At 53.2% G+C, this 24,063-nt stretch carries 24 protein-coding genes; 13 read left to right on the top strand and 11 right to left on the bottom strand.

The window, feature by feature from the left end; all coding sequences use genetic code 11:
• Positions 1–34: 34 nt before the first annotated feature.
• Positions 35–1,408: an aldehyde dehydrogenase gene (locus tag ACTJIK_RS01315; protein WP_440644451.1), complete on the top strand. Its 1,374-nt coding sequence runs from the start codon at positions 35–37 to the stop codon at positions 1,406–1,408.
• Positions 1,409–1,470: 62 nt separating this feature from the next.
• Here ACTJIK_RS01315 and ACTJIK_RS01310 read toward each other — a convergent pair whose 3' ends face one another.
• The 3 genes from ACTJIK_RS01310 to alaS form a co-directional block, all read right to left on the bottom strand.
• Positions 1,471–2,637, bottom strand: a complete 1,167-nt coding sequence (locus tag ACTJIK_RS01310) for a M12 family metallopeptidase (RefSeq protein WP_440644450.1) — start codon at positions 2,635–2,637, stop codon at positions 1,471–1,473.
• Between the two features lie 154 nt (positions 2,638–2,791).
• A complete protein-coding gene (locus ACTJIK_RS01305; RefSeq protein ID WP_440644449.1) occupies positions 2,792–3,772 on the bottom strand; it encodes a PDZ domain-containing protein in 981 nt (326 codons plus the stop codon).
• Between the two features lie 393 nt (positions 3,773–4,165).
• Positions 4,166–6,781, bottom strand: a complete 2,616-nt coding sequence (gene alaS, locus ACTJIK_RS01300; protein ID WP_440644448.1) for an alanine--tRNA ligase — start codon at positions 6,779–6,781, stop codon at positions 4,166–4,168.
• 328 nt (positions 6,782–7,109) lie between these two features.
• On the opposite strand from alaS, the gene ACTJIK_RS01295 reads away from it, so the two are divergent.
• The 3 genes from ACTJIK_RS01295 (at position 7,110) to ACTJIK_RS01285 (ending at position 9,237) form a co-directional block, all read left to right on the top strand.
• Positions 7,110–8,078: a M23 family metallopeptidase gene (locus ACTJIK_RS01295; protein ID WP_440644447.1), complete on the top strand. Its 969-nt coding sequence runs from the start codon at positions 7,110–7,112 to the stop codon at positions 8,076–8,078.
• 95 nt (positions 8,079–8,173) lie between these two features.
• Positions 8,174–8,710, top strand: a complete 537-nt coding sequence (locus tag ACTJIK_RS01290; protein WP_440644446.1) for a MerR family transcriptional regulator — start codon at positions 8,174–8,176, stop codon at positions 8,708–8,710.
• Between the two features lie 11 nt (positions 8,711–8,721).
• Entirely contained in the window at positions 8,722–9,237 is a 516-nt protein-coding gene (locus tag ACTJIK_RS01285) for a hypothetical protein (RefSeq protein WP_440644445.1), read from the top strand.
• A 64-nt stretch (positions 9,238–9,301) separates the two neighbouring features.
• On the opposite strand, the gene ACTJIK_RS01280 is transcribed toward ACTJIK_RS01285, so the two are convergent.
• Together ACTJIK_RS01280 and ACTJIK_RS01275 are read right to left on the bottom strand one after the other, a co-directional pair.
• A complete protein-coding gene (locus ACTJIK_RS01280) occupies positions 9,302–10,399 on the bottom strand; it encodes a mechanosensitive ion channel family protein (protein WP_440644444.1) in 1,098 nt (365 codons plus the stop codon).
• Between the two features lie 21 nt (positions 10,400–10,420).
• Complete coding sequence (locus tag ACTJIK_RS01275; protein WP_440644443.1) at positions 10,421–11,563, bottom strand: amidohydrolase family protein; 1,143 nt, start codon at positions 11,561–11,563, stop codon at positions 10,421–10,423.
• Between the two features lie 165 nt (positions 11,564–11,728).
• Here ACTJIK_RS01275 and prfA point away from each other — a divergent pair, with 165 nt between their 5' ends.
• The 4 genes from prfA to ACTJIK_RS01255 all read left to right on the top strand — a co-directional run bounded on the left by prfA (position 11,729) and on the right by ACTJIK_RS01255 (position 15,623).
• Positions 11,729–12,799 carry a peptide chain release factor 1 gene (prfA, locus tag ACTJIK_RS01270; RefSeq protein WP_440644442.1) on the top strand — a complete coding sequence of 357 codons (1,071 nt, stop codon included), beginning with the start codon at positions 11,729–11,731 and terminating at the stop codon, positions 12,797–12,799.
• Between the two features lie 148 nt (positions 12,800–12,947).
• The gene (locus ACTJIK_RS01265) at positions 12,948–13,517 is read left to right on the top strand and encodes a hypothetical protein (RefSeq protein ID WP_440644441.1); all 570 of its coding nucleotides are present in this window, start codon (positions 12,948–12,950) and stop codon (positions 13,515–13,517) included.
• Positions 13,518–13,662: 145 nt separating this feature from the next.
• Positions 13,663–14,349: an OmpA family protein gene (locus ACTJIK_RS01260; RefSeq protein ID WP_440644440.1), complete on the top strand. Its 687-nt coding sequence runs from the start codon at positions 13,663–13,665 to the stop codon at positions 14,347–14,349.
• 149 nt (positions 14,350–14,498) lie between these two features.
• Positions 14,499–15,623: an SGNH/GDSL hydrolase family protein gene (locus ACTJIK_RS01255; RefSeq protein ID WP_440644439.1), complete on the top strand. Its 1,125-nt coding sequence runs from the start codon at positions 14,499–14,501 to the stop codon at positions 15,621–15,623.
• A gap of 17 nt (positions 15,624–15,640) precedes the next feature.
• Here the strand turns inward: ACTJIK_RS01255 and ACTJIK_RS01250 are convergent, their stop codons facing one another.
• Positions 15,641–16,822: an aspartate aminotransferase family protein gene (locus tag ACTJIK_RS01250; protein WP_440644438.1), complete on the bottom strand. Its 1,182-nt coding sequence runs from the start codon at positions 16,820–16,822 to the stop codon at positions 15,641–15,643.
• Positions 16,823–16,857: 35 nt separating this feature from the next.
• Here ACTJIK_RS01250 and ACTJIK_RS01245 point away from each other — a divergent pair, with 35 nt between their 5' ends.
• Genes ACTJIK_RS01245 through ACTJIK_RS01235 form a run of 3 tightly spaced genes read left to right on the top strand, consistent with a single transcriptional unit; the run spans position 16,858 to position 17,758 of the window.
• Positions 16,858–17,379 carry a gamma carbonic anhydrase family protein gene (locus ACTJIK_RS01245; protein WP_440644437.1) on the top strand — a complete coding sequence of 174 codons (522 nt, stop codon included), beginning with the start codon at positions 16,858–16,860 and terminating at the stop codon, positions 17,377–17,379.
• 50 nt (positions 17,380–17,429) lie between these two features.
• Positions 17,430–17,579 carry a hypothetical protein gene (locus ACTJIK_RS01240; RefSeq protein WP_440644436.1) on the top strand — a complete coding sequence of 50 codons (150 nt, stop codon included), beginning with the start codon at positions 17,430–17,432 and terminating at the stop codon, positions 17,577–17,579.
• Positions 17,580–17,590: 11 nt separating this feature from the next.
• On the top strand, positions 17,591–17,758 hold the full coding sequence (locus ACTJIK_RS01235) for a hypothetical protein (protein WP_440644435.1): 168 nt from the start codon (positions 17,591–17,593) through the stop codon (positions 17,756–17,758).
• A 7-nt stretch (positions 17,759–17,765) separates the two neighbouring features.
• On the opposite strand, the gene rsgA is transcribed toward ACTJIK_RS01235, so the two are convergent.
• From rsgA to ACTJIK_RS01210, 5 genes are read right to left on the bottom strand one after another with little or no spacing between them, the layout of a single operon-like run.
• Positions 17,766–18,695 carry a ribosome small subunit-dependent GTPase A gene (gene rsgA, locus ACTJIK_RS01230; protein WP_440644434.1) on the bottom strand — a complete coding sequence of 310 codons (930 nt, stop codon included), beginning with the start codon at positions 18,693–18,695 and terminating at the stop codon, positions 17,766–17,768.
• A 33-nt stretch (positions 18,696–18,728) separates the two neighbouring features.
• Positions 18,729–19,739, bottom strand: a complete 1,011-nt coding sequence (locus ACTJIK_RS01225; RefSeq protein ID WP_440644433.1) for a vWA domain-containing protein — start codon at positions 19,737–19,739, stop codon at positions 18,729–18,731.
• Positions 19,740–19,748: 9 nt separating this feature from the next.
• The gene (locus tag ACTJIK_RS01220) at positions 19,749–20,762 is read right to left on the bottom strand and encodes a hypothetical protein (RefSeq protein ID WP_440644432.1); all 1,014 of its coding nucleotides are present in this window, start codon (positions 20,760–20,762) and stop codon (positions 19,749–19,751) included.
• 7 nt (positions 20,763–20,769) lie between these two features.
• Positions 20,770–21,636 carry a DUF58 domain-containing protein gene (locus ACTJIK_RS01215; RefSeq protein ID WP_440644431.1) on the bottom strand — a complete coding sequence of 289 codons (867 nt, stop codon included), beginning with the start codon at positions 21,634–21,636 and terminating at the stop codon, positions 20,770–20,772.
• Positions 21,637–21,661: 25 nt separating this feature from the next.
• Positions 21,662–22,663 carry an AAA family ATPase gene (locus ACTJIK_RS01210; RefSeq protein WP_440644430.1) on the bottom strand — a complete coding sequence of 334 codons (1,002 nt, stop codon included), beginning with the start codon at positions 22,661–22,663 and terminating at the stop codon, positions 21,662–21,664.
• Positions 22,664–22,917: 254 nt separating this feature from the next.
• Here ACTJIK_RS01210 and ACTJIK_RS01205 point away from each other — a divergent pair, with 254 nt between their 5' ends.
• Entirely contained in the window at positions 22,918–23,250 is a 333-nt protein-coding gene (locus ACTJIK_RS01205) for a hypothetical protein (RefSeq protein ID WP_440644429.1), read from the top strand.
• Between the two features lie 85 nt (positions 23,251–23,335).
• Positions 23,336–23,998 carry a peptidylprolyl isomerase gene (locus tag ACTJIK_RS01200; protein ID WP_440644427.1) on the top strand — a complete coding sequence of 221 codons (663 nt, stop codon included), beginning with the start codon at positions 23,336–23,338 and terminating at the stop codon, positions 23,996–23,998.
• Positions 23,999–24,063 lie beyond the last annotated feature (65 nt).

Raw genomic sequence — 24,063 nt, 5'->3', positions numbered from 1 at the left:
ATTTTCACGAAATTGTACAGGCAAGCAATACCCTATGACGGCAATCCACGACATTTACCAGGCCCAGCGCAGCTACTTCGCCTCGGGCGCCACCCGCCCGCCCGCTTTCAGGAAAACGCAGCTCAAACTACTCAGGATGGCTATAAAACGGCATGAGGACGCTATCCTGGCGGCTTTGTATGCGGATATGCGCAAGGCTCCCGTGGAGGCTTACGGCAGTGAAATAGGACTGCTGTACGAGGAAATAGACCACGCCCTCACCAATCTTCGCCAGTGGATGCGCCCCCAGCCGGTAAGTTCCCCGCTGCTGCATTATCCCTCCGGCAGCATGATCTACCGCGAACCGAAAGGGCTTACCCTGCTGATCGGCCCCTGGAATTACCCTTTCCAGCTGCTCATCAACCCGCTGATCGGCGCCATAGCGGCGGGCAACTGCGCCATCCTGAAACCTTCCGAAATGGCCCCGGCCACGGAAGCCGTTATTCAGCAAGTGATCGCGGACGCGTTTAAACCTGAATTTGTGGCGGTGGTGACCGGGGAAGGGCATGTGGTGATCCCCGAGCTGATGCAGCACCGTTTTGACCATATTTTTTTCACCGGCAGCATTCCCGTAGGAAAAAAGATACTGGAAATGGCCGCGCCGCACCTCAGCCCGGTAACGCTGGAGCTGGGCGGTAAAAGCCCATGTATCGTGGACGAAAAGGCGAACCTGAAAGTAGCCGCCCGGCGCATTATCTGGGGCAAGTGCTGGAATGCGGGGCAGACCTGCATTTCGCCGGATTATGTGCTGGTGCACCAGAAGGTGATGAACCCGCTGCTGGAGCGCATGAAAGCGGCCATTCACCAGTTCTTCGGCGAAAACCCCGCTGAAAGCCCTGATCTCCCGCGGCTCATCAACGACAAGCGGTTCAGCCAGGTAGAGGCTTACCTCTCACAGGGAAACGTTTATACCGGCGGGCAAACCAACCGCGCGGATAAATTCATCGCCCCCACTATACTCACAGACGTGTCTTTTGATTCCCCCGTGATGAAAGAAGAGATTTTCGGCCCCGTGCTGCCTGTTATTCCTTACAAAGATACAGACGACGCGATTGCCATGATCGCGCGCAACCCATACCCGCTGGCGCTTTACGTGTTTTCCAGCAGCCGGAGAACGGAGCAGGCCTTCATTGAAAAAGTAGCATTCGGCGGCGGCTGCATCAACAATACGCTGGTGCATTTCGCCAATTCAGAGCTGCCTTTCGGCGGCATCGGCTACAGCGGCATGGGCCGCTACCACGGCCGCAACAGCTTTTCCGAATTCACACACGAAAAGAGCGTGATGAAAACCGCCACCTGGCTGGATGTTCCGGTGAAATACCCGCCGTTTAAGAACAAGCTGAAAATGCTGAAGATGGTGCAGAAGTAGGAATGCGAACAGGGCCAACCTTTTGGCCGGCCCTGTTTGCGAAAGTCCGCCTGGCTTACTTTTTATTGGTAAACCGTGGCGGCCGTGCGTTTATAGGAATATTCGCCAGTTATGCCATTAATTTGCCATCCGGAACCCAGTGCCTGGGTAGTTTGCCCCGGGTCGAGGGTAACATGTTCGTAGTGCGTGCTATAACCGCCGCCGTAGGCACTTTCATGCACCCAGATGGCGATCTCCAGCGGCCAGGGCCAACTGAACGAAGTAGTTACCCTGAGCTCATCCTCCCATTCGTATCCCCGTCCTTCCGGGGTCGTAACACGTACCTGGTTCAGTCGAACGATGTCTATGCTTGGCGGGTTGTAGAGCAGGTTGTATAATTGGATATCGCCGTCGGACAAGGTAGTGCTACGTGAATGAGTGTTTCCGTTCTTATCCGTCCATACCGGTATGTTTGTATCCAGGGCGCTGCTGTTGAAAGAAGCATACATCATGATGGAATTGAAATCCATCGTGCCGATTTCGAAGCCGGGAATACCACGTTCCCAATACGTCTGGTATTGGGAAACCCAGTCCGGATGGATGTTAGCCCAGTTCATGTTAACATAGTAGTCGCGATCTCTCCTTGTTAATTCATGGTAAAACCCGATGGCATGGCCTATTTCGTGAATTGCATTGCTGACAGTGCAGGATGATCCAAGGTTTACTATCTGCAACCCGCCTTTCATGCCAAGGCTTTCCGACCAGCAGGCGTTTTCATCCGTTTTAAATTCGATGAAGTTCGGCTGGTTGGTCCGCAGAACGAATTGCAGGTTTGTATTTGCCTGCCAGTGAGCGATAGCATCGGCCACGACCTGCGGATTGGCAAGATTCCAGTGAAGGGTATAGTAAACAGTTCTGGAGGGCCAGAGTTGTATGAAAGTAGGAGGCCCTGCGGTACGGCTATCCTCACCGCCTTTGTATTCTCCTTTCAGGATGGCCATCTGCCGGTCGCTCAGGTAAACATCGGGATCCAGCTTGTATTTGTTGCCGCTCTGGATTAGCGTTACTTTTCTGCCGTTGCGCTCAAAAGTAATGAGCTTTTCGCCAGGCTGGAGCCCTGAGAGCTCTCCGCAGGAGTTGCATTTTTCAGCAGGTGGTCCGCTTAGTTCGGATATCTTGTCTGGTTTACTGCAGGCGGTAGCGAGCAACAGGATTACTACAGCGATGGACGCTGCGATTTGGTTTCTCATAGTTCGTTTTTTTAGATGAATAAAGGGGATTGCATGGTAGAAACAAGATAAAACGAACGGCTGCGATAAAGCCGCAGTGAGTAAAACCAAAAACGGCCCGGATAAACCGGACCGCTTCTCTTTGCTTACACTAAACTATAATCTGCCTTACTTTTTACAAATTTTCCGTGCGCAGGTTCTTCGGCACCTTGATGGTGTAGGTTTGCGCTGAACCGTTGCGCGTGCCTTTGGCGGTAATGGTGGCTTCGTCTTTATGACCTCGGTAAGCCTCGGCTACATCGCGCGCGTTCTTTACAGCTTCGCCCGCAATTTCCGTGATCAGGTCATCCGTTTTGAAACCGGCTTTCTCAGCAGCGGAGCCTTCTTTCACGCCAGTCACTTTTGCGCCTTTGCCGTCTTCAGTATCCTGAACAGTGAGGCCCAGCGAAGGCGCCCGGTCGCCAAAAAACTCGCCGAAGGGGCGGCCGCCGGGCGACTGCGGCATCCTGAAACGGAAGGGATTCACTTCATCGCCGTCCGGATCGAGGCCGAAGCTGCGCGGGGAAATGGAAGCCCGTTTGCCCAGCGTGGCGTCTGTTTTCTGTTCTTTTTTATCGCGGAGGTAGGTAACAGTCACTTTGTCTCCCGGCTTCAATGTGCCGATGATCTCAAAGAGGTCCTGCGGTTCCGCTATTTTTTTGTCATTCACGCGGGTGATCACATCGCCTTCTTTCAGGCCGGCTTTCTCTGCCGCGCTGCCTTCCGCTACGGAAGAAACGGTGGCGCCTTCGGGCGATTTCTTTTCCGTGATAACGCCCAGCACCGCGGCGCCGGGAGTGATACGGAGATCGCTGTCCTCATCGTCGAAGAACTGGATGCCGCCGTTGTTCATATTACCGTTGCGGGGCGTGATCACGCGGCGTTGCACGGTAATGTTGCCGTCTTTGTATTCGTCGATCTTTTTCCCGTCGATCAATACCTCGCCGTCTTTGATCTCGACGGTCACTTTGGCGTCTTTGGCGGCGCCTTTGCGTTTGATCACGATCTCATCATACTCTCCCAGTTTACCGGAACGTTTTTCCTGGGCTGCTGCCGGGAGAACCAGTGTTGCCATGGCCAGGAGGCCAAAGCTGAAAGTGTACAACAGTTTGCGCATAGCTTTAAAGGTTTTGGGGCAAATTTAATGGGATAGAAGGGTAAAAAAATGTTAAAAACGGGTATAGCGGTTTAAGGGATTGTTAAAAAGCCGGTTGGGAATTTACCGGGTTAACCATAAAAATGATTACCCGTTAATCAGGAAAGCCTGTCATTGCGGGAAGCAGCGGGGGATTTGTGCAGGAGCGCGACGAAACAATCTCCTAATCCAATGCAGAGATTGCTTCGCCCCGCCCGCTTTAGCGCTGCTGCTTCCCGCAATGACGGCTTTGTTCGTCCTGCCTGCACAAGTCTTCCGCAATGACGGGGCTTTCCCGTACGAACAAGCGGATAATCATTAAAGAAAAAAGGGCTCCCGACCGGAAGCCCGTTTATGCTAAAAATTGTAATCGTACTACAAAATCCCCTTCACATTATCGATCACTTGCTGCAGCTGGCTTACATCCTGGCCGCCGGCGTTGGCCTGGGTAGGCTGGCCGCCGCCGCCGCCTTTAATGAGGCCGGCTACCTGCTCCTTGATAATTTTCTGCGCGTTCAGTCCTTTGGATTTCACGAGATCTTCAGACAGTACGACGGAAACCTGGGCCTTGCCGCCGATGTTGGATACGAGCACTGCCAGGAATGGCGCTGTTAAATGATCTTTCACAGACCCGGCCACCTGGCGGAGCATATCCGCACTGGCAGCTTCCACCGTTGCGCCGAGGAACTGCACCCCATTTACCGTTATGGCCTGCTGTGGCAGCGTAGCGGCGAGTTGGGCGGCCTGTTTCTGCTCCAGCGCAGCCAGTTGTTTTTCGAGTGCGGATTTGTCGTTGATGATGGTCTCCAGGGCCTTTGCGGGCTCCTTCGGATTTTTTATCAGCGCTTTGATCTCCTTCAGCTGCGCCAGCTGCTCGTTCACATAGGTTTCAGCTTTGACGCCGGTTACGGCTTCCACCCTGCGTACGCCCGCTGCCACCGCGCTTTCCGCGATGAATTTGAACAGCCCCAGTTCGCCGGTATAGCCCACATGCGTGCCGCCGCAGAGCTCAATGGAATAAGCCGGATCGATGGTCACCACCCGCACGGTTTCCCCGTACTTCTCGCCAAAAAGGGCCATAGCGCCCAGTTTCAGCGCCTCTTCGCGGGGCAGTTCCTTTATCACCACGGGAATGTTTTCCCGGATCTTTTCATTTACGATGGTTTCGATCTGCGCCAGCTCTTCGTCGGTAACTTTGGAAAAGTGACTGAAGTCGAAACGGAGGTAGTCCGCATTTACGAGGGAGCCTTTCTGCGCTACGTGCGTGCCCAGTACCTGGCGCAATGCTGCATGCAGCAGGTGCGTGGCGGAGTGGTGGCGGGCGGTGTCGCGCCGTTTTGAAGCGTCCACTTCGGCCAGTACCGTGCCTTCGATCTTAGCAGGCAGGCTGTCCACAAAATGAACGATCAGGTCGTTTTCTTTTTTGGTATCGGTTACGGCAATGGCTTCGCCGTTGAAACGCAGCAGGCCGGTATCGCCTACCTGGCCGCCGCTTTCGGCGTAAAAGGGCGTCTGGTCCAGCACCAGCTGGTATTGTTCTTTTCCTTTTGCTTTGATCTTGCGGTATTTGAGCACTTTGGCTTCCGCGTTCAATTGGTTGTAGCCGATGAAGGTGCCGGAAGGCTGATCCTGCAAAAGGGTCCAGTCGCCCATATCCAGCTCTGTGGCTGCGCGGGAGCGGTCTTTCTGCTTTTTCATTTCGGCGGTGAAGCCTTCTTCGTCCACCTTAAAGCCTTTTTCGGAAGCGATCAGCATGGTAAGGTCCAGCGGGAAGCCGAATGTATCGTATAATTCAAAGGCAACGGGGCCTTCGATGGTTTTGGATTTTCCGCCGGCAGTGATCACGTCCAGGCGGCTGAGCCCGCTGTCCAGCGTGCGGAGGAAGCCGGCCTCTTCTTCAAACACTACTTTCTTCACAAAATCGGCCTGCTGCTCCAGCTCGGGGAACACTTTGCTGAACTGTGCGCCCAGCACGGGTACCAGCTCATGCAGCAGGGGCTTTTTCACGTCCAGGAAAGAGAAATAATACCGCACGGCGCGGCGCAGGATGCGGCGGATCACGTAACCCGCCCCGTTGTTGGATGGCAGCTGCCCGTCCGCGATCGTGAAGCAGATGGCGCGGATGTGGTCCGCGATCACGCGGAAGGCGATATCTGTCTTTTCGGTTTGCCCGTATTGTTTGCCGCAGAGTTTCTCTGTGGCGTGAATGAGGGGCATGAACACGTCTGTATCGTAGTTGCTTTGTTTGCCCTGAAGCACGCGCACGAGGCGCTCAAAGCCCATCCCGGTGTCCACATGTTTGGCGGGGAGCGGTTCCAGGCTGCCATCTTTCAGGCGGTTGAACTGCATGAATACGTTGTTCCATATCTCGATCACCTGGGGATGGTCGTTGTTCACGAGGTCTTTACCGGGAACACTGGCCCTTTCTTCATCCGAACGGCAGTCCACATGAATTTCGGTACAGGGGCCGCAGGGGCCGGTATCGCCCATTTCCCAGAAGTTATCCTTTTTGTTGCCCATCAGGATGCGTTCTTCCGCAATATATTCCTTCCAGGCGGCCATGGCTTCCGTGTCCGCCGGCAGGTTCTCCCTGGCGTCCCCTTCGAACACCGTCACGTATAAACGGTCTTTCGGTAGTTTATACACTTCGGTGAGCAGTTCCCAGCTCCACTGGATGGCTTCTTTCTTGAAATAATCGCCGAAGCTCCAGTTGCCCAGCATTTCGAACATGGTGTGGTGATAGGTATCGATGCCCACCTCTTCCAGGTCGTTGTGCTTACCGCTTACCCGCAGGCATTTCTGGGTGTCTGCCGCCCTTTTGTAAGGCGCGGGTTTATTGCCGAGGAAAAGGTCTTTGAACTGGTTCATCCCTGCGTTGGTGAACAGCAGGGTAGGGTCGTTTTTCACCACGATGGGCGCGCTGGGCACTATCTGGTGGCCTTTTGAAGCGAAAAAATCGAGGAATTGTTGTCTGATCTCGGCTGCGGTCATAAAATATTACTGTGTATTAATATCTAATTTTAACTTTATAATTGCATCCATCCCAAATTTCCCTTTAATTTGTGTTTATCGCAAAGTGGCTCGCCGAGAAATTGAGATTCAAAAGGTTGACGTTTTAACCTAATTCCATTAGGTTTGCGGACCCCGGTTTAACCGTACAATTTTTTAAGCGTAGGTTGAATGCGGTGCAAAAATATCGAAATAAATAAAAACAAGGCATAACCGCCGTTTTCCTGTGAAAAAACCGGGGAATGCACTGATACTAAAAATCCGGGCAGCGCGTTGAATCGTGCGCGCACCATATCAACCCTCAAGGTTCATGAAGAAGGTCAAATATTTTTATAATACACAAACGCTTAAATACGAAAAGCTCGTAGTCTCCGTACGGGTAAAGATCCTCCGTATCCTCGGTTTCCTGTCCGCCGCCATTGTAACCGGCATCCTGTTCCTGTCCGTCGCCTACCGTTTCCTGGAATCGCCCAAAGAAAAATTCCTGCGCCAGGATATTGAGAGCATGAAGGAAGAATACGACGCGCTGAAGGGCCGCATGGCGGAAATGAAAACTTCGCTGGATGAGCTGCAGCACCGCGACAACGAGATCTACCGTGTTATTTTTGAAGCCGCGCCCATTCCGGACAGCGTGAGGGCGGGCAAACCCAAGGAAGAAGAGAACACGCAGCTGGCCTCCAAAGCCAACTCCGAGATCATTGCCGCTTCCGCCAATATGCTCGCCGAGCTGCACAGCCGCGTGAAAGCACAGGAAAAATCATATATACAGATCGAAGATCTTATCAAGAATAAACAAAAAATGCTGGCCTCCATCCCGGCTATACAGCCGGTGGCCAATAAGGACCTGGACCGTATCGCTTCCGGCTACGGGTACCGCATCGATCCTATTTACAAAACCATGAAGTTCCACAGCGGCCTGGATTTCACGGCGCCTTCGGGCACGCCCATTTACGCCACGGGCGATGGGGCCATCGAAGAGGCTTCCCTCAGCGACGTGGGCTACGGCAACCACGTGGTGGTGAACCATGGTTACGGCTATAAATCCCTGTACGGGCACATGGTGCGCATCAAAGTGAAGCGCGGCCAGCAGGTGAAGCGCGGCGACGTGCTGGGCTGGGTAGGCAGCACCGGTAAATCCACCGGCCCGCACTGCCATTACGAGGTCATGAAAAATGGCACCAAAGTAGATCCCGTGTACTTCTTCTATAACGATCTCACCCCCGAGCAATTTGACCGTATGCTGAAAATTGCCCGTTCCGGCAACCAGTCTTTCGATTAATGGAATGATTATTGGAAGAAAAGGCGGGTTGTGCATAAAAGGGATTCCGTAATATTGTATCTGTATTCTTTTTATCCATACAATTCATTTCGGTTATGATGCAGCAACTGGACTTATTCGGAGCCGCCGAGCCGCAAAAGCCCGCACCCGTCAAAACGCCCGCCCGCCCGCAGACCGCGGAGAACGGCGAAGTGGAGGCAAATGGTGCAGAAGCTCCCGTAGATGGCGCTCCGCCGAAAGGCAAAAAACGGGGCCGCAAAAGTCTGAAGGAACTGGCTGGCGACCCGCATGTGATCCAGGAGCTGGAAAAGCTTACGTTAGACAAGCAGTACTATTCCATCAGCGAAGTAGCCGGCATGTTCCGCGTAAACACCTCCCTGATCCGTTACTGGGAAAATGAATTCGATATTCTTCAACCCAAAAAGAACCGGAAAGGCGACAGGCTTTTCAGGCAGGAGGACATCCATAACCTGAAGCTCATCTACCACCTGCTGCGCGAGCGCAAGTACACCATCGAAGGAGCGAAACAGAAGCTGCGCGAAGACAAACGCTCCGCTTCCCGGAACTTCGAGATGATCAAAAGCCTGCAAAAGGTGAGGCAATTCCTGACAGAGTTAAAAGATCAATTATAAATCACGAAACTATGCGATTACACAAAGTATTATTGGGATGCGGGCTGTTGCTCAGCTCAGTGACCATGGCTCAGAGCAATCACAACCACGCGGCTCAGGGCAAACAGCTGAAAGGAGAATTCAAAATGAAAGAACTGCTGGCCGATTCCGCGTTTGCCTGGTTCCACAACGGCGTGAACCGGTACGACGCCAACGCGACAATGGTGAACTATATCAAATCCAATAAAGACAAGATCCAGCTGGTGGCGCTGGTGAACACCACCGACGAAGCCAGCCAGAACCTGCTGGGCCGTTTTTACAAAGTAATGATCCTGGCCAGCGTGCCCGAAGAAAGCATTCACATGTATGGCGCCGACAATTCCGGTAATACCGGCAACCAGGTGGCGGACGGGTATAAAATAAAACGCGTGCCCACCATCCTCGTAATGCGCGATGGGAAAGAAGAAGGCCGTATTTCCGGAAATTCCAAAGAATCTGTGGAGCAGGACCTGGCGCAGATCATCATGAAGATGGATAAAAAAGAGTAGCAGGTGAAACTGCGTATAACGAAGAAGGCCGCCTTGTTGGGCGGCCTTCTTCGTTTACAGGAGATCACATCGCCGGGTCCTGCCTTATAGCCAGCCGCACCCCGTTTTTTCCGAGGATGCTGATGGCGGCGAGGTTCACATTTTCCCGCAGTTCCAGGTAGGCGTTGCCTTCCAGGATATTGGTCATGTAGATCACCTGTATGGTGTAGGAATCTTTGGTGAAATCGAACAGGTTCACGGAATAGCCCGGTTCCACATCTGCGTGGTTTTGCAGGTAATCCTGAATGCCTTTTACCACGGCCGCCACTTTTTCCGAAGGGGTATCGCCCGCCAGCTCCAGCTTCAGCGCCACGCGTTGTTGCGTGCGCAGGGAGAGGTTGTCCAGCACACTGTCCACCATCTTTTTATTGGGCACCGTCACGAAGGTTTTTTCCAGCGTGCGCAGGCGCGTACTGCGCAGGCCGATCTTTTCCACCGTACCCTGGAACGCATCCACCTTCACAAAATCCCCCACGCGGAAAGGTTTGTCGGAGAAAATAATGAACGAACCGATGAGGTTCTCGATGCTTTCTTTCGCGGCAAGGGCAAGGGCTGCCGCGCCTATGCCAAGGCCGGCTACCAGCTTGTCCACCACGTCTTTCCCGAACAGGATGTTGATGAGGATCATGGCGCCGATGATGAACATGATGGCTTTGAAAAAGTCGCGGAAGAAAATGATGAACTGGTTGTCTGTTTTGTCTTCCGTGAGGTCCGCTTTTTTTTCGAGTATCAGCGAGACGAAATCTATCAGGCGGAGAAGGATCAGGATGATGGTTATGCTGAACACGATCTTGATCAGCGTGCCCAGCAGCATTTGCAGGGTGTATGGGTCGCCGGTGCGGTTGTATACGATGATGTTCAGCTCGGAAGGGAATACGAGGTGGTTGCTCGCCATGATAAAGGCGGTCATGAGCAGGAAATATTCCAGCGGCTTAAAAAGCAGCTGCACAAATTCCTGCTGCGCGATGCTGGGGCTCCAGTGCCTGATGAGCCTGAACATGCCCCCGGCAAGGCCTTTCGAAATGTAGCGGCGGATGAAGTACACGAACAGGATAATACCGGCCACTATCAAATAGTTCCTCACGGAATTATCCAGGAATTGCTGGTTTAAAAAATCGTTCATAGGAGGCAAATGTATAGATAATTAAATCGTGTATGCTTTCGCGTTACCATTGTGTATTTGCACAAGCCCCGGTTTTTTCCCTTTTTCGAAGCTGCCGTAAGTGGCTGAAATGCCCAGCGCCTGCGCCCCGTTCAGGGTTGCCCATTGCATAATGGCGGCCATCGGTATTTCAGGGAAATGCCGGTGGATGGCGCTGATCTCTTCCCACATGGACAGCTGCCTGTTAGACGCCAGGCTGTCCGTACCCAATGTGATGCGGGCGCCTTCGTTCATGAGTGTTTTCACATCGGGGAGGCGGCTTTCTATGTACAGGTTGGCGTTGGGGCAGAGGCACCAGAAAATTTCCTGCTCGCGGGAAGCCGCGTAGCGCACGTCTTCCGGTTCGGTGTAGGTGTTATGCACCAGCAGCATGCGCGGCGTAGCGGCGAAATAAGGAAGATAGCTCCGGAGGCTGCTTTTGCCCGTCATCCCGAAACCCGAGATATCCATATTAAAATGCCGGTAGAAATCCAGGAAAGCGCCTGTTTTGGAACGGTACAGGGAATCTTCGGAGGCAGACTCCTGGTTGTGGATGGAAACGGGCGTATTGTTTTCCATACCGGCCAGCAGCCTGAATAAGGTAGCGGAAACGGAATAGGGCGCATGCGGCACAATGGAGCAGGGCAGGCCCTTTTCCTTAAAGCGGGCGAGCACGGCGAGCGAATGTTCCAGCCTGCGCGGGGCGGCCGCGTCAATAAAGCCCATACATTCCACGAAGCTGTGCCAGTAAATACCGGGCTGCGTTTTGAGCGCGAGGCTGGCTGCGGTATTGCAGATGTCGCCCACGGCTACAACGCCTTCCGCTTTCATGGCGGCCGCGGCCCGGGCCATGGCGTCCTGCATCACCTCCGGCGCGGGCGTTTCGCGCTGCTCCATGACAGTTTGCAGGAAAACCGGCAGGCCGGTGCCTTCGGGGATGAGTCCCTGCATATGGCTTAATTCGAGATGGCAATGGGTGTTCACAAAACCGGGGCTGAGCCATCCTTCCACTTCAATGATCCCGTCTCCCGCCCAGCTGCGCGGCACCACTGCCGATATGGCGCCGTCGTCGTCAAGAATGAGGCAGCGGTCTGCCCCCAGGAACTTCTGCCCGTCGAATATATCCCCTGCTGTTAGCTTGATCATGCTTTCCGAATTAACATTTAAAAATGATCGGGCCGCTTCCCCCTTTTTATTAATGGGCAAAAACGTAATTTTGCAACCCGAAGCAATTACGAAATACGGCAATTTCCCTGAATGATTATAATCCGCCGTGGCCTGTAAACGCTTTAGGGAAACAGAAATTTTATTATGATCGATAAATTAGATGCCATTAAAGGCCGGTACGAACAGGTATCCCTGGCGCTTACCAACCCTGAAGTGGTAAAGGATAATAAACAGTTCAGCAAGCTGAGTAAGGAATACCGCCAGCTGGAGAGGATCGTGAAAGCGTACGACGCTTACCGCAACCTGCTGGATTCCATTGCCTTCAACAAAGAAGTGCTGGAAAGCGGCGATGAAGAGATGCGCGAGCTGGCCAAGGACGAAACGGAAAGCCTGAACGAACAGAAGGAACAGATGGAGGCGGACATCCGCAACCTGCTGATCCCGAAAGACCCACAGGATGAGAAGAATGCCATCCTGGAGATCAGGGGTGGCACGGGGGGCGACGAAGCGGCGCTGTTTGCCGGCGACCTGCTGAGGATGTACCTGCGGTATTGCGAGAACAAAGGCTGGAAAACGGCTATCATGAACGAAAACGCCGGCTCGGTAGGCGGTTACAAGGAAGTAGTGGTGGAAGTGACGGGCGACGATGTGTATGGCACACTCAAGTTTGAGTCCGGCGTGCACCGCGTGCAGCGTGTGCCGGCCACGGAAGCATCCGGCCGCGTGCATACTTCGGCCGCCACGGTGGCCGTGCTGCCGGAAGCGGAAGATGTGGATGTGGACGTTCGCGAAGCGGATATTAAAATGGACACGTTCCGTTCCTCCGGCGCGGGCGGCCAGCACGTAAACAAAACGGAGTCTGCCGTAAGGCTCACCCACATCCCGACGGGCGTGGTGGTGGAATGCCAGGAAGGCCGCAGCCAGCACTCCAACAGGGATATCGCCATGCGCATGTTACGCACCCGCATATACGAAGCCGCCGTCCGCAAGCATGAGGACGCGATCGCTTCGAAAAGGAAAAGCCTCGTGAGCACCGGGGACCGTTCCGCCAAGATCCGCACTTATAATTATCCCCAGGGGCGTATTACGGACCACCGCATCGGCATGACCGTGTACAATATGGACGCGTTTATGAACGGGGAAATAGAAGACATGGTGCAGGCACTCCAGTTCGCGGAAAATGCGGAGAAAATGAAGACCGGTGACGGGATGTAAATTTAACTGAGCGCTTATACAATTTCCGCAACAATTTGTTCGCCGGGGATGTTATTATGCTACAATGGCCCGGATCCGTTTACCAGATCGAGATATGCATAATGTTCGGTGACCTCGGTTTTTCTTATCCATCCTAAACCCATACAAAATGTTAGATCAATTAGTTCAATTGGTGCGTGAAAACGCCCAGGAAACAGTGGTGGCCAATCCTGCCATTCCCAATGAGCAGAATGAAGCAGTTATCGGCGAAGCCACTCACTCTATCGCTTCCGGTTTGCAGGATGCCCTTGCCAATGGAAATGTAAAAGAAGTTATGGGCCTGTTCAACAGCAACGGCCAGGTAGATTCCCAGAACCCCGTGGTGAACAACATTTCCGGTAATCTTATCAGCAACCTCACCCAGAAGTTCAACCTCAACAGCGGCACAGCCGCTTCCATTGCCGCTTCGCTCATCCCTGCCGTGCTGGGCTCGCTGGTTAAAAAGACCAACGACCCGTCTGACAACGGTTTTTCGCTGGACAGCATTTTCGGTTCCCTTACCGGCGGCAGCACCAACGGCGTGAACCTTGGCGGCCTGCTGGGCAAATTTGGCCTGGATAAGGACGCAGACGGAGATGTGGACATGCAGGACCTTGTAGGCATGATCAGCAGCGGCGCCAAACAACAACAGGGCAGCGGCGGATTAGGCGGCTTATTGGGCAACCTTTTCGGTAAGTAAGCCAAAGAGAACAGGCAGGCGGCAAATGCACCCGTGTGCCTGTTTTCTTTTGCCTTAAGCATATGATTATCAGGAACTTTACTACTGATGATTTTTTCTTGGCAGACTATTTGTTTAAGCTTTAATACTCAAAATAAAACTTACTATGATGAAACGAATGAATGCATTAGCGGCGATAGGTTTAGCAGGGATACTTCTTGTCAGCGGCTGCAGCACCTGGCAAGGCATGGACAATACGAAAAAAGGAGCGGTAATAGGAACCGGCGGCGGGGCCGCAGCCGGTGCGGTGATAGGGAAAGCAGCCGGTAATACAGCCCTCGGCGCCATCATCGGCGCGGCAGTAGGTGGTACCGCCGGTGTGCTCATCGGTAAGAAAATGGACAAACAGGCACAGGAGATCAAGAGCGAAGTGCCCAATGCCACCGTTGAACGCGTGGGTGAAGGCATCAACGTAACCTTCAACTCCGGCGTGCTGTTCGGCTTCGACAAGTCTGACCTCACCGCCACCGCACAAAGCAATATCCGCGAACTGGCGGATGTACTGAACAAATATCCTGACACGCACGTACGCGTGGAAGGCCATACCGACGATACCGGTGCGGACTCCTACAACTACTCACTGTCTGAACGCCGCGCCAAATCGGTAGCCAATTACCTGGTTGGGCAGGGCGTAGCCGCCAACCGTGTGCAAACATTCTGGTATGGCGAAAACCAGCCTAAATTCCCGAACGACAGCGAGGCCAACCGTGCCCAAAACCGCCGCGTGGAATTCTCCATCTTCGCCAACGACAAAATGAAATCCGAAGCGAAGAAAGAAGCTGGCCAGCAATAAGTCTTTTAGTTGAATTTTCTCATAAGCAGTTTGAAACGATCCTCCCGGTTTCCCGGGAGGATTCTTTGTTTATAGGTGAGGCAGGGACAAAAAGGGCTGTGCAAATACACAAAATCCCTAAATTTGCCCCTAACTGATACTTATTACCGATGCCCCTAAACCTTCATCACAAATCCCTGGCATACCGAGTTGCTCCCTTTTTGTTTGCTCTTGTTTGTCTTTTTTCTGCTTGCCGGAAGGACAAACCTGCCGCATCCACTCCCCGTTACGAAGTTCAGGGAGAGACAATTGCCCTATCCAGCGAAAATCCTTCTTATCTCCTTAAAAACGATGCAGTGATCAAGCGGGTGTATAAAATTGACGCAACCGGGAAACAAACCGAATATAAAGCCGGAACGGACTATTTTGTTACATCAAACGGAGGGCTTAAAAGAGGGGCACTTTCAACCATTCCGGACTTTTCAACGCATAAAATGGTCCTGAACGGGAACGGTAAATTCACCTGGCAGCCAGATCCAAACCGAAATCCGCAACTTTCTTTAATCTGGCAGGTGATGGTGGACTATACCACTTCCAAAGATTCAATAATTTCTCCACAAGGAGCATTCCTTTCCACATCGTTAAAAGGGAAACTTACCTCTGGCAGCGACATCAGTATTGATTGCATTGGAACATCTATAACGGCTGGCGCACATACTTTGCCCCGATATTTTCACAGCAGCGATCAAGCCATATATGTTCGTTTGCTGGCAAAAGCGATAAACTATATATACGGCTGCAAACCTACTGTCACAAATTATTCTGAAGGAGGTGCCACCACCGGTTTATTTACTTCCAAACTGGATTACCTCGTGGCAAAAAAGCCGGATGTTGTAATTGTTGAGTTTGGAATGAATGAGCACCTCAAAGGGGCCAATATGGACGGAAATTTAACGGCAATAGAAGCAGGGATTAAACGATTGTCAGCGGCGGGTATTGACTGCATCCTCATTGGCTTTTTCCAGCAAAACCCCTATTGGGAACTGGAAGTAGAGTCTTCAACAATCTATTTTAACAACAAGCTCCGCGAGATCGCGGCCAGGAACAAGATCTACTTTTCAGATATCTATCAGCAGTTTGAAACCTTGCCGAAAGAGAAGTTATACCGCGATCTGATGGGGGATTACCATCACCACCCCACGGAGTTTGGTCATAAACTATATTATCTTCAAACGATACCCCCATTTCTTACAGTTGAAAAAAAGGAATCGGAGCTTCTTAAGGCCGTTCAATAATATTTTTAAATTCTCCTTCATAAGGCATCCAGTCCCGCCAGCAGCACGCCGCAGGCCTTCCGGATCTCTTCGTCGCTGATGATCAGCGGCGGTACAATGCGGATGCAGTTGGCTGCAAACAGGAACCAGTCCGTGATCACCCCATTGGCAATACAATGCGCGATCACTTTCTGTACGGCAGGGAAGTTTTCCAGCTCCACGGCCAGCATCAGCCCGCGGGAGCGTACCGCTTTAATTTTGGGATGTTGCAGCAGTTCCAGGAACAGCTTCTCTTTCCCGGGAATGCCCGCCATCATGTTCTCTTCTACCAGCACCTTCATTCCCGCGAGGCCGGCCGCACAGGCCACGGGGTGACCGCCGAAGGTCGTGATGTGCCCCAGCACGGGCTGGTTCGTCAGGCTCCACATTATTTCGCGGCCGGCAATAAACGCCCCTAAAGGCATTCCGCCGCCAAGGGCCTTTCCCAGCAGGAGTATATCCGGTATCACATCATATTGTTCAAACGCCCAGAGCGTGCCGTTGCGGCCAAAGCCGCACTGGATCTCATCCAGCACCAGCAGAGTACCGGTTTCGGTGCACCTGCGGCGGAGGGCCTGCAGCCATTCTTTTTGCGGGGCGAGCACGCCGCCTTCCGCCTGGACCGTTTCCGCAATCACGCAGGCAGTGCGCTCCGTGATGCTGCCGAGCATGTCCATGGAATTATGCTGCAGATGCTGAACGTCCGGCAGCAGCGGGCGGTAGGCATTGCGCCAGTATTCGTCGCCGATGATGCTCAGCGAGCCCTGTGTGGAGCCGTGGTAGCTGTTTTTGAAGGCAATGATCTCCGTTCTGCCGGTATGACGTTTGGCCAGCTTCATAGCGCCTTCCGTAGCCTCGCTTCCTGAATTGGTGAAATACACGCTGTTGAGCTCGGCCGGAAGATGATCCGTAAGATATTTGGCGTAGGCCACCTGCGGGCTTTGCACAAATTCCCCGTACACCAGCAGGTGCATGTATGTTTCCGCCTGCGCGCTGATAGCCTTTACCACCGCCGGGTGGCAATGGCCGATATTACAAACGCTGATACCGGCGATCAGGTCGAGGTATTGTTTCCCGTCCGCATCCCACATGTACATGCCCCGGGCTTTCACGATCTCCAGCGCCATGGGAGCGTCGGAGGTTTGCGCCACATGTTGTAAAAAAAGCTGCCTGTTATTCATTAGGGGCGAAGTTAGTGAAGTTCTATATTTGTAACATGCCAGTAATATTACCAGTTAAAGGAGTGCACCCGCAGATGGGGCCCAATTGTTTTATCGCGCCGAATGCGACTATCGTGGGAGACGTTGTAATGGGAAAGAATTGCAGCGTATGGTTCAACGCCGTTGTGCGCGGGGATGTGAACAGCATCCGGATGGGAGATAAAGTAAATATACAGGACGGCGCGGTGATCCACGCCACGTACCAGAAAACGAAGACCGTGATCGGGAATAACGTTTCCGTGGGCCACAATGCCATCGTGCATGGCTGTACGGTGGAAGATAATGTGCTGATAGGCATGGGCGCTATCGTGATGGACAATGCGCACATCGGCAGCAACACCATTATTGCAGCCGGCGCCGTGGTGCTGGAAGGCACCCAGGTGGAAGCGGGCTGCATTTATGCCGGCGTGCCCGCCAAAAAGGTGAAAACCATCAGCCAGGAGCTGATCCATGGGGAGATAGACCGGATCGCGAATAATTATATCATGTACGCGGACTGGTTCCGTGACCAGGTGTAACACGCGTTATAAAAAAACATTATATTGCATGAGATATAATGCCCTTACCTATGAAAAGAAAATGGTGGTTATGGCTCTGGCTGGCCTTTTTAGCGGCTGGTTGCGCCTCCCAGAAACAAGGTTGCCCAGGCAGCACTTTCTACAATTCCGGTAACCAGAAGCAGAACAGCAAGGCCGGCAAACAGATGAAACTCTTCTAAACTGCCTGGCTATGCGTAAGTTATGTTTATGGATGATGCTGGCCTGCGGGATCATGGCCTTTGGCTGCCGGGCGCAGAAAACGGGCTGCCCTACGCCGGTGAAGAACCTGGGTGCGGAACGGGTGATGGATGAAATGAGCAAACCGCCCAAAAAAGGATTGTTCCGGAGGCGGCATTAAGTGATAATCAATAAGTCGTTTCTTCAATCGTAGCCAGTATGGTGGCATAGCTCACGTACCGGTCCATATCGATCTCTCCTTCTTCTACCGCCTCCTTCACCGCACAGCCGGGCTCATCCATATGAATGCAGTTGTTGAACTGGCAGCCGGGAAGGTAGGGCTGCATTTCCAGGAAATAGTGGGACAGCTCTGTTTTGGGAATATCCACGATACCGAACTCACGCACGCCCGGCGTGTCTATCAACCGTCCGCCACCGGGCAGGTCGAACATTTCCGCGAAGGTGGTGGTGTGCAGGCCTTTGCCGCTCCAGCCGCTCACGTTCTTCGTTTTCAGCTGCAAAAGCGGCAGCAGCTGGTTGATGATGGTGGACTTTCCCACGCCGGAATGGCCGGAGATCAGGGTGGTCTTATCTTTCAGTAAATTTCTCAGTTCTTCGATGCCCTCGCCCGCACTGGCGGCGGTGAGCAGCACGGTATAACCGATCTCCTCGTACACGGCTTTCCAATGTTCAAACTTTTCCATCTCCTTCGCTTTGTACACATCTTTTTTATTGAACACAAGAATAACCGGGATATGATAAGCAGCGGCCGTAACCAGGAAGCGGTCGATGAAACCCTGTGAGGTGCGGGGTTCCTTGACGGTGCATACCAGCATAGCCTGGTCGAGGTTGGAGGCAACGATGTGTTTTTTGTGTTTGCCCTGCGGGGAGCTTCGCACGATGTAGTTTTTCCTTTTGGCGATATCCGTGATGATGGCGGGGGCGTTCTCTCCTTCTTCGAGCTCAATGCTCACTTCATCTCCCACCGCGATGGGATTGGTGGAAGTAATATCCTCGTCGATCTTGAACAGGCCTTTGATGCGGGCCTGTAAAAAATCGCCTGTGATCGTTTTAGCGGAGTACCAACTGCCGGTGGACTTGTAGATCGTTGCTTGCACGGTGTAAATATAAGGCAAATCGCGCAGGCGGCCTTACGGCAGGCGCCTGAAGAGCGTGTACCGCAGCACTGTTTCGAGCAGCATGCAGGCCAGCGCTATCATCGCCAGCGGGAAGAAATGTTCTTTATAACGTTTGTAAGAGGTGATCTCCACTTTGGTGCGTTCCAGCTTATCGATCTCGTGGTAGATGTTTTGCAGGGACGTGTTGTCTGTTGCGCGGAAGTAGCGGCCGCCGGTTTCGGTGGCTATTTTTTTCATCAGCGGCTCGTCTATCTGCACATCCACCATCTGCATCTGTATGCTGCCGTCCGGCATGGGGGTGGGAGAGGGAGCTTTGCCGATGGTGCCTACGCCTACTGTGTATACTTTCACTTTATAGGCTTTGGCGATCTCCAGCGCGGTGAGCGGGTCCACCAGGCCGGTGTTGTTCACGCCGTCCGTCAGCAGCACGATCACCTTGCTTTTGGCTTTGCTGCTGCGCAGGCGGTCTACGGCGGTGGCAAGCCCCATGCCGATGGCGGTACCATCCTGCAGCATACCGCTGCGGATCTGCATGAGCTGTTGCTTGAGCACGCCATGGTCCATGGTGATGGGGCATTGCGTGAAACTTTCTCCGGAGAAGATCACGAGACCGATGCGGTCGCTGATGCGGCTGTCCACGAAATCCATGGCCGTTTTTTTGGCGGCTTCCATACGGTTGGGCCGCAGGTCTTCGGCGAGCATGCTGCCTGAAATGTCGATGCTCAGTACGATGTCTATCCCTTCGCTGTCGATATTTTCGGAGGTATTGGAAGTTTGCGGGCGGGCGAGAGCGGTTACCAGCGCGGCGAATGCAATGAGCCGCAGGGCCAGCAGCAGCGGCCTGAAGCGGATCTTCCAGGATACGGGCAAGCCTTTCAGCCCCTGGAGGGAACTCACCTGAACCGATCCCTGGAACTTGCGGCCGGTGCTGAAGAACCACCAGATCATTACGGGAATAAGCAGCAGCAGCCAGAAAAAGGCCGGGTAAGCGAATTCAATATTTTTCCAAAGTTCAGCGTTCATGCGTTCGTTCTACTGGTTTGTGCCGGTAAGGCTTTGTTCGGTTTGAGCGGTCGCGGAGCGTTTGGTCCACTCTACCACTGCAATGGCTTTTTGCAGGCAGTCCTCATGCTCATGCGGGGCAGGCTGCATCTTGGCGAACTTCGCCAGGTCTGCCAGCGTGAGGATGTGCTGCAGCTTATCCCGCTGCTGGTTCAGCACGGTCACGGGCTTGATGTTCTGCAACAGCTCGGCGCTGGTTTGCTCCAGTGCCGCGATATGGAACTGCTGCTCGAAATAATGGCGCAGCACATCGGTGAGCTGCGTATAATATAATTTAACGTCGTTGTTCCAGGGCTTTTCCTTTTCCAGCCGCTGCAACTGTTCCATGGCTGTTTCGTACGGCGTCTTTAACGGTTTGGCCGGGGCGGGAGCCGCTTTGGGCCTGCGTTTGCGCCAGTATGCGAAATACAGCACCACCAGCGCGACCACCAGCAGCAAAGGCAGCAGGTAAGGCCAGTAGTCCAGGATGTTCCAGGCTACGCTACGCAGGGGTTTGATGGGCTTGAATGCCTTGGTAGTGTCCACGGCCACGGTGTTCACGTCAATGAAAATGGGATCGGTGAACACGGAATCGTACGACCCGTCGGACACGGAGAACACCTCGAATTTCATGGGCGGCAGTTCCCACCGGCCAGAATCGAAGCTGGTAACGGTAAGCGTCTGTTTCCAGAATTTTTCGTCGGGCGTGGAGCCGGTGGTATCCAGCGGCGAGCGCTCCACCACTTCGATGTGGTTCACGGAATCCGGGAGGTTGGGGAACACTACCTTGATGTTGGCGCCTTTGAGCGAACGGATCACCACGCGGGCGGTAATGCCGATCTTCACAGGTTCGCCGATGCGGATGGAGGTAGTGTCCGGCACTGCCGTTACTTTAAAATAGTCGTCATACTGTCGCGTGCCCTGCTGATCCTGCGCATGTGCGCGGCCTGTGGTAAAGAGGGCGGCCAGCAGGGTATAAACGAATATGTGCTTGATTCCTTTCATGTAAGTCTTAAACCCTGTTCAGGAAAAATGTTTGCAATGCTTTCACGTAATCTTCATCGGTCCTGATGCTGATCAGGTCTGCCCCGCTTTTCACGAAGGCGCTTTTGCAGTACTGCGCGTGCTGCTGGAACTGCTGGGTGTAATACTGGCGTACTTTTTTGTCGCTGGTATCTATCCACTGCGAAGCGCCGGTTTCCCCGTCTGTCATGCGCATGAGCCCTACTGCGGGCAGTTCCTTATCCCGCGGGTCGTATACCTGAACGCCTACTACGTCGTGCTTTTTGGCGGCGATATTGAGCGCGTCCTGGTAATTGCCGGAGAAGAAGTCGCTGAGCAGGAACACGATGCTGCGTTTCTTCGCGGCATTGTTGAAGAAGCGCAGGGTTTCGGAAATATTGGTGCCTTTACGTTTAGGCGTAAAGGATAGTAATTCGCGGATGATGAAAAGGATATGCGATTTACCTTTTTTGGGCGGGATGTATTTTTCCATGCCGTCGCTGAAAAAGATGACGCCTACCTTGTCGTTGTTTTTGATGGCGGAGAAAGCCAGCACGGCACAAAGCTCGGTAACGAGGCTGCGTTTGGTATGGGTGGCGGTGCCGAACGTTTCGCTTTCGCTCACGTCTACCAGCAGCATCACGGTGAGCTCGCGTTCTTCTTCAAACACTTTCACGAAGGGGTGGTTGAAGCGGGCGGTCACGTTCCAGTCGATGGAGCGCACATCGTCGCCGAACTGGTAATCGCGTACTTCGCTGAACGACATGCCGCGGCCTTTGAAGGCGCTGTGGTATTCGCCCGCGAAGATGTGATTGGTGAGCCCTTTGGTCTTTATTTCCAGCTGGCGGACCTTCTTGAGTATTTCTGAAGTCTCCATGTTGTTGCAGGTTTTAATTCACGGCTCATGGCACTTCCACGGCATTCAGTATTTCGCTCAGGATGTTCTCGCTGGTCACGTTCTCGGCTTCCGCTTCGTAGGTGAGGCCCACGCGGTGGCGCATCACGTCGAAACAAACGCTGCGTACGTCTTCCGGTATCACGTATCCCCTGCGTTTTATGAAAGCGTAGGCTTTGGAAGCGAGGGCGAGGTTGATGGAAGCACGTGGAGAACCGCCGTAGGCAATGAGCGGCTTGAGCTTGGCGAGCTTGTAATCTTCCGGGTTGCGGGTGGCGAACACCACGTCGATGATATATTGCTCGATCTTTTCGTCCATATACACCTGGCGCACCAGCTTGCGCGCATCGAGGATGTCCTGCGGGTTCACCACGGGATTGATCTTCGTTTGCCCCTCGGGCTGCAGGTTCTGGCGGATGATGTGGCGTTCTTCTTCCTTGGTGGGGTAACCGATCACGACTTTCAGCATGAAACGGTCCACCTGGGCTTCAGGCAGCGTATAGGTACCTTCCTGCTCGATCGGGTTCTGGGTGGCCAGTACGAGGAAGGGTTCTTCCAGCTTAAAGGTTGTGTCGCCGATGGTTACCTGTTTTTCCTGCATGGCTTCCAGCAGGGCGCTCTGCACTTTGGCGGGAGCGCGGTTGATCTCGTCCGCCAGGATAAAGTTGGCGAAGATCGGGCCTTTGCGTACCATGAACTCGTTGCGCTGCTGGTTATAGATCATGGTGCCTACAACGTCAGCCGGCAAAAGGTCGGGCGTGAACTGGATGCGGGAAAAACGGGCGTTGATGGCGGATGACAGTGATTTGATGGACAGTGTTTTAGCAAGGCCGGGAACACCTTCCAGCAGCACGTGGCCCTGTGCCAGCAGGCCTATCATGAGGCGTTCCACCATGTACTTCTGGCCAACGATCACTTTGTTGATCTCCATGTTCAGGATATCCACAAAAGAGCTGGCCTGGTGAATCTTTTCGTTCAGTTGACGGATGTCGTAAGACGTATTTTCCATGTTTTACATTTCAGGTTTGCTAAAATAGCGTTTTACTTGTTAGAACCTTCTGCCATGGCGGGTTGGGGCCGTTAAATTGGTGTTAAAAGACGTTGTTGAACGGCTTCCCGGGTAAGCAGATATGGTTTACAAAAAATTCCAATTTAAGAAAGCGGTTTGATATTTACATCAATTTTTTGTGTAAACCGTACATTTGTTGTCCGTTTGAGGCTGCAATACGTATGCCACGAACCGAAAATCTTAAAAACCAACAGATGGACCAGGACGATTTCGATAAAAGATGGAAAAAAGTGGAGGATATGCTCACCGAGCGTTTCGGGAAAACGCCGAATATGGAAGCGACGTTGCTGCTGATCGGCATCCAGGAGCTGAACAGTCCCAAAACGAAGTTTACAAAGGAACAAAAGCAGGACCTGATGCATATCGCCGTATGTTCGTTGCTCAGCCAGAGCGGGTATTTTGAGCCCGAAGGGCGTGACAAGGACGGGTGGCCGCATTTCAAGGAGGTACAGCCCGTTCCGAAAATGGGCATGGAAGAGCAGGAGCGGTTCCTGAAGGAACATATTATCGCTTATTTCGAAGAATAGGCCACATAGAGCGCCCGGGGCTGAAGAGTGCGACGCAACCCAGGCCCGGGGCTGAACCCAAAGCCGAAACCCAACCCAATACCACATGCAAAAAACGATCCTGGCAGCGCTGTTGATCCTTGTTTCCCTTCCGGCCAGCGCGCAGCGCAACCGCAAAGTGAAAGTGATCACGGAATACGGCACGATGGTGATCAGGCTGTACGACCAGACGCCGCTTCACCGCGATAATTTCGTTAAGCTCGTAAAACGCCATTTTTATGACAGCCTGCTGTTTCACCGGGTGATCCGGAATTTTATGATACAGGGCGGCGACCCGGACTCCAAACGCGCGTCAGCAGGGGCCCCGCTGGGTAACGGCGGTGTTGGGTATACGGTTCCGGCGGAGTTCCGGCTGGACCTGTACCATAAAAAAGGCGTGCTGGCGGCCGCGCGGGACAATAACCCCACTAAAGCCAGCGACGGCTGCCAGTTCTATATCGTGCAGGGAAAGCGGTTCACAGACGGGCAGCTGGATACGCTGGAACAGACGCGGCTGGGCGGGCGGAAGCTGCCTGTAGACCAGCGGGAAGTGTATAAAACCGTTGGCGGAAGCCCGCACCTGGACCAGAATTACACGGTTTTCGGCGAAGTGGTGAAAGGGCTGTATGTGGTGGACAGCATTGCGGGCGTGAAAACAGACGGGAACAACCGCCCCTTGCAGGATGTACGGATGAAGATCAGGCTGAAAAAGAAGTTCCTGTTATTTTAATCATTGAATTTTAACATATCCCGGGGGAAGAAGTTTTTATTATTCCCGGCGCAATCTTTATTTTT

This window comes from Chitinophaga sp. 22620, from assembly GCF_052044405.1.
Lineage (GTDB): Bacteria > Bacteroidota > Bacteroidia > Chitinophagales > Chitinophagaceae > Chitinophaga.
Note: the sequence above shows the minus strand (reverse complement) of the source record. Positions and strands in the feature narration are given on the sequence as shown.